Annotated in this window: 11 protein-coding genes; 10 read left to right on the top strand and 1 reads right to left on the bottom strand. The window is 67.1% G+C overall.

Annotation, left to right across the window (positions count from 1 at the left end; genetic code table 11):
- The first annotated feature begins 10 nt into the window (after positions 1-10).
- The 6 genes from WC729_RS00460 to WC729_RS00435 all read left to right on the top strand — a co-directional run bounded on the left by WC729_RS00460 (position 11) and on the right by WC729_RS00435 (position 8,106).
- Complete coding sequence (locus WC729_RS00460) at positions 11-919, top strand: D-alanine--D-alanine ligase (RefSeq protein ID WP_372850969.1); 909 nt, start codon at positions 11-13, stop codon at positions 917-919.
- Complete coding sequence (locus WC729_RS00455) at positions 916-1,866, top strand: cell division protein FtsQ/DivIB (protein WP_372848414.1); 951 nt, start codon at positions 916-918, stop codon at positions 1,864-1,866. The genes WC729_RS00460 and WC729_RS00455 overlap by 4 nt, the downstream gene beginning before the upstream one ends.
- A 5-nt stretch (positions 1,867-1,871) precedes the next feature.
- Positions 1,872-3,134: a cell division protein FtsA gene (ftsA, locus tag WC729_RS00450; RefSeq protein ID WP_372848412.1), complete on the top strand. Its 1,263-nt coding sequence runs from the start codon at positions 1,872-1,874 to the stop codon at positions 3,132-3,134.
- 113 nt (positions 3,135-3,247) lie between these two features.
- The gene (gene ftsZ / locus WC729_RS00445) at positions 3,248-4,717 is read left to right on the top strand and encodes a cell division protein FtsZ (protein ID WP_372848410.1); all 1,470 of its coding nucleotides are present in this window, start codon (positions 3,248-3,250) and stop codon (positions 4,715-4,717) included.
- Between the two features lie 111 nt (positions 4,718-4,828).
- Positions 4,829-6,934 (top strand): SPOR domain-containing protein, encoded by a 2,106-nt coding sequence (locus tag WC729_RS00440; protein ID WP_372848408.1) that lies wholly within the window; start codon positions 4,829-4,831, stop codon positions 6,932-6,934.
- The gene (locus WC729_RS00435) at positions 6,931-8,106 is read left to right on the top strand and encodes a deoxyguanosinetriphosphate triphosphohydrolase (protein ID WP_372848406.1); all 1,176 of its coding nucleotides are present in this window, start codon (positions 6,931-6,933) and stop codon (positions 8,104-8,106) included. Before WC729_RS00440 ends, WC729_RS00435 begins: the two co-directional genes overlap by 4 nt.
- Here WC729_RS00435 and WC729_RS00430 read toward each other — a convergent pair.
- On the bottom strand, positions 8,103-8,411 hold the full coding sequence (locus WC729_RS00430) for a hypothetical protein (protein WP_372848404.1): 309 nt from the start codon (positions 8,409-8,411) through the stop codon (positions 8,103-8,105). The genes WC729_RS00435 and WC729_RS00430 overlap by 4 nt on opposite strands.
- Before the next feature lie 211 nt (positions 8,412-8,622).
- On the opposite strand from WC729_RS00430, the gene WC729_RS00425 reads away from it, so the two are divergent.
- The 4 genes from WC729_RS00425 (at position 8,623) to WC729_RS00410 (ending at position 13,906) form a co-directional block, all read left to right on the top strand.
- A complete protein-coding gene (locus WC729_RS00425) occupies positions 8,623-10,134 on the top strand; it encodes a DUF1800 family protein (protein WP_372848402.1) in 1,512 nt (503 codons plus the stop codon).
- Between the two features lie 2 nt (positions 10,135-10,136).
- On the top strand, positions 10,137-11,291 hold the full coding sequence (locus tag WC729_RS00420) for a DUF1501 domain-containing protein (protein ID WP_372848400.1): 1,155 nt from the start codon (positions 10,137-10,139) through the stop codon (positions 11,289-11,291).
- Positions 11,292-11,453: 162 nt separating this feature from the next.
- Complete coding sequence (argS, locus tag WC729_RS00415; RefSeq protein ID WP_372848398.1) at positions 11,454-13,181, top strand: arginine--tRNA ligase; 1,728 nt, start codon at positions 11,454-11,456, stop codon at positions 13,179-13,181.
- A complete protein-coding gene (locus WC729_RS00410; protein WP_372848396.1) occupies positions 13,181-13,906 on the top strand; it encodes an SPOR domain-containing protein in 726 nt (241 codons plus the stop codon). The genes argS and WC729_RS00410 overlap by 1 nt, the downstream gene beginning before the upstream one ends.

Genomic DNA, 13,906 nt, shown 5'->3' with positions numbered 1-13,906 from the left:
CGCGGTGTTGATGGGCGGCTGGTCGGCCGAGCGCGAGGTCTCGCTGATGTCGGGTGCCGGCGTCGCGGACGCGCTGGAGAGCCTTGGACACAAGGTCACCCGGATCGATATGGGTCGCGACGTTGCGGCGAAGCTGGCCGAGGCGGCGCCGGACGTCGTGTTCAACGCGCTGCACGGCACGCCCGGGGAGGACGGGTCGGTGCAGGGCATGCTCGACCTGATGGGCCTTAAATATACCCATTCGGGCCTCGTCACCTCAGTGATCGCGATCGACAAGTTGCTGACCAAGCAGACGCTGGTGCCGCACGGCATCCCGATGCCCGGCGGGCGGATCGTGAAGAGCGAGACGTTGTACGAGGGCGATCCACTGCCGCGACCCTATGTGTTGAAGCCAGTCAATGAGGGTTCTTCGGTCGGCGTCGCGATCGTCACTGACGAGGGGAATTACGGCAACCCGATCGCGCGGGGCGTGACGGGGCCCTGGGGCGAGTTCGAAGAATTATTGGCAGAGCCGTATATCCGTGGGCGTGAGCTGACCACGGCAGTACTGGCGGGCGAGGCGCTCGCGGTGACCGAGCTCAAGCCGAAAAGCGGCTGGTACGATTACGATGCGAAATATACCGATGGCCTGACCGTACATGTCTGCCCGGCCGAGATTCCCGACGACATCGCCGACGCGTGCAAGCGCATCGCGCTCGACGCGCACCGGCTGCTCGGCTGCGAGGGCGTGTCGCGCTCCGATTTCCGCTGGGACGACAGCCAGGGCGTGGATGGCCTGTTCCTGCTCGAGGTTAACACCCAGCCCGGCATGACCGCGCTCAGCCTCGTGCCGGAGCAAGGCCGCTATGTCGGCCTGAGCTATGCCGAACTGGTCCAGAAGATCGTCGAGGAGGCCCTGGGCCCGGAGAAAACAGCGTGAGCCGAACGATCAAGCGCGGGTCGCCGCCCCGTCGGCAGATCCAGTCGAAGCGCCGCCAACAGCCCAAACAATCGATCATCGATCGCACGATCGAAGCGCTGCCGATCAGCCATGACACGCTGCGCCGCATCGCCACCTGGTCGATCGTCGGCGCGGTCGGCGCGGTGGCGATTGCGACCGCGACCTGGTTCGGTGTGCCCGGCGCGATCGGCGTGGCCATTGCCGAGGGTGTCGGGCGGGCGGGCTTCCGCGTCGAGCAGGTCGAAGTGACGGGTCTCAGCCGGATGGACCGGATGACGGTCTATGCCGTTGCGCTCGACCAGAAATCCCGCGCGATGCCGCTGGTCGACCTGGAAGACGTTCGCCAGAAGCTGCTGTCCTATGGCTGGATCGCCGATGCGCATGTCTCGCGCCGGCTGCCCGATACGCTGCTGGTGCATATCGTCGAGCGCAAGCCGACGGCGGTGTGGCAGGATCGTGGCAAGCTCTCGCTGATTGCGGAGAACGGCGTGTGGCTCGAGCCGGTGAAAGCCGAGGCGATGCCCGACCTGCCGCTGGTCATTGGCCCCGGCGCGAACGAGCAGGAAGCAAAGTACCAGAGACTGCTCGAGGCTGCGCCCGCGCTGCGCCCGCTCGTCAAGGCGGCGACCTGGGTCGGCAACCGGCGCTGGAACCTGTTGTTCGAATCCGGCGAAACGCTGGCGCTGCCCGAAGGCGATGGCGATGCCGCCAAGGCACTGGTGAAATTCGCCCAGCTCGACGGTGCGCGGCCGCTGCTGGGCAAGGGTTGGATCCGCTTCGACATGCGCGATCCGACAAAACTGGTTGCACGCAAGCCTGGTCAGGTGGTCAATCGTGCCATAACGGACCCGGAAAGCGAAAATACGTCGCAGCGACCGGCGCTTATCGAAGCCAAGCATAGCGCGTTCAAGTTGGTACAGGGGTAAGGCGTATGGCGAAGACAGCACCCGAAGGACTGATCACGGCGCTCGATATCGGGTCGTCCAAGGTCTCCGCGATGATCGCGCAAAAGGGCGATGGGGGCGAGCTGATCGTGCTCGGCACCGGCCAGCGCGAGAGCCGGGGCGTCAAGCGCGGCTATATCGCCGACGCCGCCGCGACCGAGGTCGCGGTGCGCGAGGCGGTCGAGCAGGCCGAGCGGATCGCCGGGACCAATATCGAGAATGTCTGGGTCAGCTTCTCGGCCGGCGGGCTCGTGTCCGACGTCGCCTCGATCGAGTTCGAGCTGGGCGGCCACCGGGTCGAGCAGTCGGATATCGATGCGCTGCTCCAGGCGGGCCGTGAATCGATCGACCCGGCGGGCCGCATGGTGCTGCACGCGCAGCCCGCGCTCTACACCCTCGACGGCCTGACGGGCGTGAAGCGGCCACTCGGGCTGCATGCCGACCGGCTTGGCGTACACATCCATGTCGTTGCCGCCGACGGATCGCCGGTGCGCAACCTCGGTCTGTGCGTGGCCAATGCGCATCTCGAGGTGAAGGCGATCATCGCTTCGCCGGTTGCGACCGGCATGGCCTGCCTGTCCGAGGAAGAGCGCGAGCTGGGCGTCGCCCTGGTCGAGATGGGCGCGGGGATCACCAATGTCTCGCTGTTCGCCGGTGGCATGCTGGTCGGGCTGACCTCGATCCCGATCGGCGCGGCGGACATCACCGACGACATCGCTTCTGCCTTCGGTACGCGCCGCGCGCAAGCGGAGCGGATGAAGTGCTTCTACGGCTCGGCCAATGCGAGCCCCCGCGACAATCACGACATGATCGACGTGGCGCCGATCTCCGCTGAGGACGGCGCGGGCGAGGGCACGCGTATTACGCGTGCGCAGCTCATCTCGGTGATCCGCCAGCGGCTCGATCATCTGATGAACGAGGTTCAGAAGGCGCTGGTCGAGCTGAAGTTCGAAGGGCCGGTCGGCCGCCAGGTCGTGATCACCGGCGGCGGCGCCGAGCTGAAGGGTATTGCCGATTATGCGCAGCAGGCGCTTGGCCGCTCGGTCCGGATCGGCCGGCCGCGCGGGCTGACCGCCTTGCCGGAAGCGCATGGCGGACCGGCTTTCGCGACCTTGGCGGGCCTCGCTTTCTATGCTGCGGCTGATCCGGTGGACTTGCGATCCTTGTCGCCGGCGAACCAATTGGTGCATCGACCCAAGGGACTTGCGATCTTCAAGAGGCTGATCGCGACTGCCAAGGCGAATTATTAAAGAAATACGACAAGATTTAGCTGTTCGTGCTGGAGTCACCGCAAGGGATGGTGCAGAACGAACGGCATCATCATTGAGCGCCCCGATGTTTGGGGTGTTGCGGAGACCAGGCGATGAGCATCGAATTCCTTCCCCCCGAAGTCGACGAGCTGACGCCGCGCATCGCGGTGATCGGGGTCGGCGGTGCCGGAGGCAACGCGATCGCGAACATGATGCGCGCCGAAGTGCAGGGCGTCGACTTCCTCGTCGCCAACACGGATTCGCAGGCCCTCAAACAGTCCAGCGCGTCGCACAAGATCCAGCTCGGCGCGAAGATCACGCAGGGCCTCGGCGCTGGTTCGCGTCCGGAGATCGGCCGCGCCGCGGCTGAGGAGACGATCGAGCAGGTCACCAAGATGCTCGAAGGCGCGCACATGTGCTTCATCGCCGCCGGCATGGGCGGCGGCACGGGCACGGGCGCGGCGCCGGTCATCGCCAAGGCGGCCCGCGACATGGGCATCCTGACCGTCGGCGTCGTGACCAAGCCGTTCGCGTTCGAGGGCAATCGTCGCGCGAAAGCTGCCGACGCAGGCATTGAGGAGCTGCAGAAGTACGTCGACACGCTGATCGTCATTCCGAACCAGAATCTGTTCCTGGTCGCCAATGCGAACACCACCTTCAAGGAGGCGTTCCAGATGGCGGACGAGGTGCTGCAGCAGGGCGTGCGCGGCATCACCGACCTGATGGTCATGCCTGGCCTCATCAACCTCGACTTCGCTGACGTCCGCTCGGTGATGCAGGAGATGGGCAAGGCGATGATGGGCACCGGCGAAGCGTCGGGCGACAATCGCGCGATCGAGGCAGCGTCCAAGGCGATTGCCAACCCGCTGCTCGACGGCGTGAGCATGAAGGGCGCCAAGGGTGTGATCGTGTCGATCACCGGCGGCGACGACATGCGCCTGCTCGAAGTCGACGAGGCCGCGAACCATATCCGCGAGCTGGTCGACGAAGATGCCAACATCATCTGGGGTTCGGCCTTCAACCCCGAACTCGAAGGCAAGATCCGCGTCTCGGTCGTCGCTACCGGCATAGAGGCCGAAGCGCGTCCGGCCACGGCAGCGGCCCCGGTGTCGCGCGCTTTCACCTTCTCTGCGCCGAAAAAGGCCGAGGAAGCACCTGCTCCGGTCGTCGAGGCTCCCGAGCCAGTTGCCGCCGAGCCGGTGGTGTCGGAAGAACCCGCCCCGGAGATCGTCCTGGAGGCTCCCGCAACCGCCGCAGACAGCGACGAGCTGGTGCTGGGCAGCGAGACCGAGGTTTCCGACATTCCGGTGTTCGGCGACGAGGAAGAGACTGCGGCCGAGGCGGAAGCTGCGCCCGATCCCGACCTGTCGGTGCGCCGCCGCTGGCTGTCGCCCGGTGCGCCCGCCGCCGAGGAAACCCCGGCCGAAGCCGAGCCGGCACCCGCCGCGCCGCGCGTGAAGCTGGGCGGTACCCTGTTCGAGCGCATGTCGAGCGTCTCGCGCGGTGCCGCACGCGAGGAAGAGCCGTCCGACAAGGATGCGCTCGACATTCCGCGCTTCCTGCATCGCCAGAACAATCAATGAGATGACGCCAGCGCGCGCGCCCGGTTCATCGCCGGCGCACGTCGCTCTGGCGCGCCTTGCCTCGAACGGACATTGCCGGTTCAGGCGGACTGGGCTCTAGGCTGGTTCCTCATGCGCGTTTTCCGCCTTTTCGGGTCTGCTGCCGTGCTCGCATTGCCATTGTCGGCAGTGCCCGCGGTCGCGCAGGCACAAGTTCAGCCGCTTAATCCGCTGGGCGACGAGCTTGCCGCGGAAATGCGGCTGCTGGCGGCCAACCCCCTCGACATCAACGCCCTGGTGCGCGCAGGCGAACTGGCGCTGAAGCTGGGTGACCCGACAGCGGCGGCGACCTTCTTCGCGCGGGCCGAACGGCTCGATCCGCGCAACGCCAGGATCAAGGCCGGCACGGGCAGCCTGCTCGTCCAGGCCGAGCGGCCCGGCGAAGCGTTGCGCCGGTTCGGCGAGGCCGAAGCGCTCGGGCTCGATCCGCGCGCCTACGCCGCCGATCGCGGCCTGGCCTATGACCTGATCGGCCAGCAGGAACGCGCCCAGCGCGATTACCGCCTGGCGCTGAAGGACGGGCCGGCCGACGAGACGATCCGGCGCTACGCCCTGTCGCTCGGCATATCGGGCAAGCGCGACATGGCGTTGCAGCAGCTCGATCCGCTGGTCCGCCGAAGCGATCGCGGCGCGTGGCGCGCGCGCGCCTTCATCCTGGCGATGAATGGCGACGATCAGGGTGCGTCGCGCATCGCGACCAACATGATGCCTCCCGGGCTCGCCCAGGGGTTGTTGCCGTTTTTCGAGCGGCTTCCCGGCCTGGGGCCGACCGATCGTGCCTTTGCCGTGCATTTCGGCGAGCTGCGCCCGACGCCCGAGCGGATCGCTGACGCCCGGATGATTCCGGCGCTTGCACCGCTGACGCCCGAACCCGGCATTGCCACGCCGGCCGTCGTTGCGGTGGTGCAGGCCCAACCCAAAGCCCCGCAGGACGATCGCCGCAACCGGCGCAAGAAACGCGGCAAGCAGGATGCGGTGCAGGTGGCGACCGTGCCGCCGCCGCAGGTGCAGCCCCAGGCTCCGCCGCTGCCTCAGCCGCCGGTCTATGTCGCCAGCACGGAACCGGTCGATCAGATGCCCTATGTGCAGCCGGGCACAGTCCAGGCGCTGGCGCGCGCGCCGGAGGCCGGGCGACAGAGCATGACGCTCGCACCGGTGACCGGATCGCGACCCGCGACGGTTGTGGCCTCGACGCCGACTGTCGCCCCGGAACGGCGCACTCCGGCGGCAGAAGCTGACACACGGGTAGCCGCCGCGCCGACCCAGTCAGAGGTCGGCCGTCCCGGATCGCCACCGCCCTCCACCTCCCGGCCGGTAGTGCTTGCGTCGTCGGCGCTGCCGAACCGCCCCGCGACCGTGGCAGGCCCGCCTGCTCCGTCTGCCGCCGAAACCAGCACGCGGGCTCCGGAATCCGTTTCCCAGCCATCGGACAACACGCCGCCGCCGGCCGCGTCGACCGCTGCGCCGACACCTGGGGCAGCGGCGCCCGCCATGGCGGCAGCGTCAACGCCGCCGCCGGCTTCGGCGCCTGCGGTGACCTCCCTGCCGGAGCGCCCGGTAGCAGCCGCACCGAGCCCGGTGCGGAGCGAGGATTCGATCCTCGCCAGCATCATCGCCAATATTTCCGTGCCCGGATCCGAATTGGTGGACAATCCACCGGTCGAAACCGCCCAGGCCGACCCGCCACCGGCGCCGGTGGTGTCCGCACCCGTCCGGGCAGCGCCGGAGCCGGTCGATACCGCCGCTACCGCGCGCGAAGCGGCGGCGAAGAAAGCAGCGGCTGACAAGCAGGTACTGGCCGACAAGAAAGCGGCTGAGACGAAGAGGATGGCCGAAGCAAAGAAGCTCGCCGATGCGAAAAAGGCGGCGGAGCTGAAAAAGAAGAACGATCCCAAGGTCCTGGAGCCGTCGCGCATCTGGGTACAAGTCGCGGGCGGGGCGAATGAAGCGACCTTGCCCAAGGAATGGGAGAAGGTCCGCGCCAAGGCGCCGGCCGCGTTCAAGGGCAAGTCCGGCTGGACCACGCCGCTGCGTGCCACCAACCGCGTGCTCGCCGGGCCGTTCAAGACCAATGACGAGGCTCGCGCTTTCGTCAACGCGCTCTCCAAGGAGGGCCTGTCGGCCTTCACCTTCACCAGCGACGCGGGCCAAAAGGTCACGAAGCTGGCTGCGAAGTGAGCGACGCCCCGCGTCACGCGCCCTGGGCCGCGGATCCGGCGAAGAGCTGCGGCCGGCTGCACGACGAACAGCGCGAAACCGTGCGGGGCCCGCGCGATGCGTTCCAGCGCGACCGGGACCGCATCATCCATTCGATCAGTTTTCGTCGGCTGCGCCACAAGACCCAGGTGTTCATGGCGCCCGATGGCGACCATTTCCGCGTCCGCCTGACTCACAGCCTCGAGGTCGCGCAGATCGGCCGCACCGTCGCGCGCGCGCTCGGGCTGAACGAGGATCTGACCGAGGCGCTATGCCTGGCGCACGATATCGGCCATCCGCCCTTCGGCCACGCAGGCGAGGATGCGCTGAAGGAGGCGCTGACGGGGCAGGGCGGGTTCGACCACAACGGCAACACGCTGCGCGCGCTGATGGTGATCGACAGCCCGTATCCGCGCTGGAACGGGTTGAACCTCACCTGGGAAACGCTTGAGGGGCTGGCCAAGCACAATGGGCCCATCGTGAAGCCGCAATGGGCGCTGGCCGAGGCCGATGCGGCGTTTCCGCTCGACCTGACGCGCTGGCCGTCGCTCGAGGCGCAGGTCGCCGCGATCGCCGATGACATCGCCTATGACAATCACGATATCGACGACGGGCTACGCGCGGGGCTGCTGACGCTCGACCAGATCCTCACGGTGCCGGTGGTGGCAGCCGGGTGGGACGCAACCCGGAAACGCTTTCCCGATATCGCGCCCGATCGGCTGGTCGGTGAGCTTGTGCGGTCGCAGATCGGCACGATGGTCAACGACCTGATCGCCGAGACGCGGCGACGTGTCGACGAAGCAGGGATCGATACGGCGGAGGATGTGCGGGCCACGGGAACGTGCCTTGCTGGTTTCTCGGAGGAGATGCGGGAAGCCGAGCGGTCGCTCAAACGCTTCATGTACGCCAATCTCTATCACCATCCGCGCCAGCTCGAAGCGGCGCGCATCGCCGGAGAACTCGTGGCGGGGTTGTTCGGGGCCTATCGCGCGGACCCGGGCCGGATGCCCGCCGACTGGCACGGGAGGCTGCCCGCGGAGGAACCCGCACGCAGCCGCCACATTGCCGATTTCATCGCGGGAATGACCGATCGCTATGCCGTCACCCGCTATCGCGAGGTGGTCGGGCCGATCGACCTGCCCGAGGGGTTTTAGCGCGAAGCGAGCGCGACCGGGGTCAGCTTGGCCTGGGCGCCCTTGACGGTGAAGGAGACGGGCTCGCCACCGGAGACGCCGCTGATCTGGTCGCCGCGAACGGTGAACTGGAATGCGCTGCCCGATGGATAACGGCGGCCGCTGATGACGACGCGGTTCGCCTTGACGGCCATGGTGTAGACATAGGTCTGGCCGTCGCGGGTGAACTTGCGCTCGGGCGCTGCATCCTTGGCGAAAGCGGGGGCGGAGAGGGTCGCCAGCATCGCGGCGGCAGCGAGGAGCGTCTTGGGGAGGGTCTTGGTCATGGATCTTTCCTTTCGTTGCTCGAAAGCCAGATCAGCATCCTCACCGCTCGTCTTGTGGGCTCAGATTATTGCACTGCAGCAAAATCCCAACCGCAAAGATTGCGCGACCAGTTGCAAGAAACGGACGGTGAACCGTTTCGCTGCTCCGAATTGACAAACTCTCGCGACATCAAGGGTGTAAAAGGGGCGCGAGGACGATGGGAACAGGATCATGGCGGACGCCGGCACTGCGCTGAATCGATTCGGACTGGGGGCCAGGCCCGACGAGGCCGCGCCGGGCGACCCGCGAAAATGGCTGTTGAATCAGTTCGACGCGTTCGATCCGAGACCCGCGGCGATCGCCGCGCTGCCCGCCCGCCGGATCATCGCGGGAGAGCTGTCCGACTATATCGACCAGGCGCGCATGCTCCGCCGCGAATCGGGAATGGGGCCGGGGCGGCAGCACCCCGCCGCTCCTGCCGAGCCGGCGATGACCGGAGAAGCGATGGCGCCGGCCACAATGGCGCGGGCCGGGAAGGTCGACGATTCTGATGCGAACGATCCGGTGAAACAGGCACGGCAGTTCGCCCAACGCCAGGCACGGGATTATTATGTCGGCGCGGTCGGCGCGCGGACATCGGCGGCGCTTGTCACGTCGGCGCCGTTCGTCGAGCGGCTGGTGCATTTCTGGGCGAACCATTTCGCGATCTCGATCGACAAGGTTCAGGTGGTCGGCCTGGGCGGGCTGCTCGAGTTCGAGGCGATCCGGCCGCATGTGCTGGGCACCTTCGGGGATATGCTGAACGCGGTCGAGCGCCATCCGGCGATGCTGCTCTATCTCGACCAGGCGCAGTCGGTCGGGCCGAACAGCCCGGCGGGCGCACGTGCCATGGCACGCGGCAACCGCAATCTGGGACTGAACGAGAATCTCGCCCGCGAGATCATGGAACTGCACACGCTTGGCGTCCGCACCGGATATGCCCAGGCCGATGTGACTGAATTCGCCCGGGCGATGACGGGCTGGAGCGTCGCCGGGCTGACCCGGGGCATCTTCGCCCGCGCGGCCGGCGTGGCGGGCACGCCGGGCGATTTCGTGTTCGCCGCGCCGTTGCACGAGCCCGGCACGCGCACGATCATGGGCAAGAGCTATGGCCAGAATGGCGAAGCGCAGGCGCAGGCAGTGCTGGACGACCTGGCGGTCCATCCGGCAACCGCGATGCATATCGCCACCAAGCTGGCGCGGCATTTCACCGGCGACGCACCGGCTCCGGCGTTGGTGCAGCGCCTGCAGACAAGCTTCCTGAAGACGGGCGGAGATCTTCCCAGTCTCTACCGCGTGCTGATCGAATCACCCGAAACCTGGGTTGCGCAGCCAGCCAAATTCAAGACGCCGTGGGAATGGTCGATCTCGTCCTATCGCGCACTCGGCATGAAGGAAGTGCGGCCCCAGGCAGTGGTGACTCTCCTCAACCAGCTCGGCCAGCCGGCGTGGAAGCCGGGATCGCCGGCCGGATATGACGATATCGCGGCGAGCTGGGCCGGACCCGACGCGATCCTGCGGCGGGTCGAGGCAGCGGAGCGCTTTTCGGCGCGGGCCGGCGCGCAGGTCGACGCGCGCACCCTGGCGCCGAAGCTGTTCCCCGCGACGCTGTCGACCACGACCGCGCAGGCGCTTGCCCGGGCCGAAAGCGCGGGGCAGGCGCTTGCCCTGCTGCTCGTCGCCCCCGAATTCATGCGGAGATAGAGATGATCGATCGTCGCTCCTTCATCGGTGCCGCCACGGTCGGCACCCTGGCGCTGGGCCTTTCCCCGCGTATGGCCTTTGCCAGGGCGGAGACCGACAAACGCTTCGTCTTCATCATCCAGCGCGGCGCGGCGGACGGGCTCGGCACGGTCGCCGCGGTGGGCGACCCCGCCTTTGCCGGCGCGCGCGGCATGCTCGCTGATGACTTCGCGACTGCGACGAAGCTCGATTCCATGTTCGCGCTGCACCCCTCGCTCAACGGCATCGGCGCCCTCTACGGGCAGGGGCAGGCGCTGTTCGCGCATGCGATCGCCTCACCCTATCGCGACCGGTCGCATTTCGACGGGCAGAATGTGCTCGAGACGGGCGGGGCGGGGGCCTATCAGGTCAAGGACGGCTGGCTCAATCGGATGCTCAACATCCTGCCGCCGACTCAGGCCAAGGCAATCGCTATCTCGGTGACGGTACCGATGGCGATGCGCGGCAGCCATGAGGTGTCATCCTACGCGCCGTCCGCGCTGCCGGATGCTTCGGAGGGGCTGATGGAGCGCGTCGCCATGCTCTATCAGGGCGACGCCCAGCTTCACGCCTTGTGGAGCGAGGCGATGGCCACGCGCATGCTGACCAATGGCATGACCAATGATGACGGCAAGAATGCCGCCGCGACCGGTGCGCTGGCGGCGAAGTTGCTCGCGCCCGCGAACGGCGCACGGATCGCGATGATCGAGACCGGCGGATGGGATACACATGCCCAGCAGCGCGGGCGGCTTGGCGCGCAGCTGCGCGGGCTCGACGGGATGGTGGGGGCCTTGCAGGCGGGGCTCGGGCCGCTCTGGGCCGATACGATGGTGCTGGTCGCGACTGAATTCGGGCGGACGGTGGCGATCAACGGTACCGGCGGGACGGATCATGGCACCGCGAGCGCGGCGATGCTGATCGGCGGCGATGTGAAGGGCGGGCGCGTGCTGGCGGACTGGCCGGGGCTCGGTCAGACGGCGCTGTTCGAAGGGCGCGATCTCAAGCCGACCATGCAGCTCGACGCGTTCATCGCAGGCGCCGTGGCCGAGCATTTCGGGATCGAGCCGGGGCGGGCGATGAAGGCGCTGTTTCCCGATGCGGGGATGGTGCGTCCGATCGAGGGTCTGGTGCGTAGCTAGGCCAGCTGGATCCCCGGCGACGGGGAAGGGCTGGCGGGGCCAGGTTTTTTTATAGGCTCACACCTGCAACCGGAGGTGCCTCGCCGGCCCGACCCCCGCGCGATTTGAGTGTAGGCGTTCCATCCGCTAAGGGCCGCGCTCGCTCTTTAGACCGGACCAGCAATGACTCTTTACATCCGTTTCGCCGCGCATCTCGATGCGGCGCTTGATACCCTTGTCGCGGCGGGCGATCTGCCCGCCGGGCTGGATCGCGCCAATGTCACCGTCGAGCCGCCGCGCGACCCGAGCCATGGCGACCTCGCGACCAACGCGGCGATGGTGCTGGCCAAGCCTGCCGGGACCAACCCGCGCATGTTGGCGGAGAAGATCGCGGCTGAACTGGGCAAGCTCGACGAGGTTCAGGCTGTCTCGGTGGCCGGGCCGGGCTTCATCAACCTCGCGCTGACCGACGATGTCTGGCGTTCGGAACTATCGACGATCCGCGACGAGGCCGCTGATTATGGCCGCTCGACCAAAGGCGCGGGCACCACGGTGAATATCGAATATGTCTCGGCGAACCCGACGGGGCCGATGCATATGGGCCATTGCCGTGGTGCGGTGGTGGGCGATGCTTTGGCCAGCCTGCTCGAATTCGCCGGCGCGAAAGTGATCCGCGAATATTATGTCAACGACGCGGGCGGCCAGGTCGATACGCTCTCCCGGTCGGTCCACCTTCGCTATCGCGAGGCGCTGGGCGCCGATATCGGCGACATTCCGGAAGGCCTGTATCCGGGCGATTATCTCGTTCCGGTGGGCCAGGCACTCGCCGCCGAATTCGGCGATACATATGTCGACGCGCCGGAGAGCGAGTGGCTGATACTGTTCCGCCAGCGCGCGGTCGCGGCGATGATGGAGCTGATCAAGGCCGATCTCGCCCTGCTCGGCATCCATCACAACCTGTTCTCGTCCGAGGCCGAGTTGCAGGCCGCCGGCAAGCCCGAAGCGGCCGAGGCAGAGTTGCGCGCACGCGGCCTCGTCTATGACGGCATGCTCGAAGCGCCCAAGGGCGAGACGCCCGAGGATTGGGAACCGGTGATGCTGCCGCTATTCCGCTCGTCGCAATTCGGTGACGACCAGGACCGGCCGATCAAAAAATCGAACGGCCAATGGACCTATTTCGGCGCCGATCTCGCTTATCATTACCAGAAGGCGCAGACCGCGGACGCGCTGATCGACATCTGGGGCGCCGACCATGCCGGCACGGTGAAGCGGATCGTCGCGGCAGTGCAGGCGCTGACTGGCGGCAAGACGCGGTTCGACGTGAAGCTGGTCCAGATGGTGCGCCTGCTGCGCGCCGGCGAGCCGGTGAAGATGTCCAAGCGTTCGGGCAATTTCGTGACTCTGGCCGATGTCGTGCGCGAAGTCGGCAAGGATGTCGTGCGCTTCACCATGCTGACCCGCAAGTCCGACGCACAGATGGACTTCGATTTCGCCAAGGTTGTCGAGGCGTCGAAGGACAATCCGGTCTTTTACGTTCAGTATGCGCATGCCCGCGTTGCTTCGCTTCATCGGCGGGCGGCGGAGGCGGGTATTACGTGCGACTCCGTCGACCTGTCCCAACTTGAAACGGAAGACTTGGCGCTGGTGAAGCGTGCTGCACAGTTCCCGCGCGTCGTGGAAACTGCGGCGACGGCGCGTGAACCGCATAGAATTGCCTTTTATCTCTATGACCTGGCGGCTGAATTCCACGCGTTGTGGAATGTCGGCAACGACCGGCCGGACCGTCGTTTCCTGATCGTGGACAATCCTGCGGTCACCTGCGCGCGCCTTTTCTTGGCCGACGCTATCGGGCAAATCATCCGCAACGGACTCGGCATCATGGGGGTGCAGGCGGTCCAGGAGATGAACTGATGACGACGTCGAGCGACTATGAGGTCCGCGACGAGGATCGGCTGCCCTGGCTCGAAACCGTCGACGAGGATTACGATCAGGGCCCCTCGGTCCTGCGCGTAGTCCTCATGGTCATCCTTGGCCTTGCGATCATCGCGGCGGCGATCTTCGGCTATTATTGGTACCAGCAGCATCAGGGTGCCGATGGCAATGGCGCACTGATCGTCGCGCAGGAAGGCGACTACAAGGTCAAGCCCGACGATCCCGGCGGCCTGAAGGTCGAGGGCGAAGGCGAAGTCGCGGTCGCGACCAGCGACGGCGCGGGTGGGGGAAATGCGTCGATCGATCTCAACGCGACGCCGGAAACGCCCGTTGCGGGGACGAAGGCGGCGCCTGCCGCGCCGGTCACCGGCGGGTCGAGCAAGGCAGTCGTGGCGATCCCGGCCTCGGGCGGCAAGCTGACGGCGGCCACGCCGTCAGCCGCGCCCGCGACGGGTCCGGCATCGCGCGGGTCGCTGGTGCAGCTGGGCTCCTTCCCCGACGAAGGCTCGGCCAATGATGCCTGGGCGCGTGCGGCGAAGCGCTTCACTTATCTCGCCCCGCTCGGCAAGTCGGTGCAGAAGGCCGAAGTGAATGGCCGTACGGTGTTCCGCCTGCGCGTCAATGCGGGCAGCGCGGGCGCGGCATCGGAGCTGTGCGGCAGGCTGAAGGTCGCGGGCGAGGCCTGCTTCGTCGCGAACGACTGA

The sequence above is a fragment of the Sphingomonas sp. genome, assembly GCF_041661825.1.
Classification (GTDB): Bacteria; Pseudomonadota; Alphaproteobacteria; order Sphingomonadales; family Sphingomonadaceae; genus Sphingomonas.
This window is presented reverse-complemented; position numbering and strand designations above follow the sequence as displayed.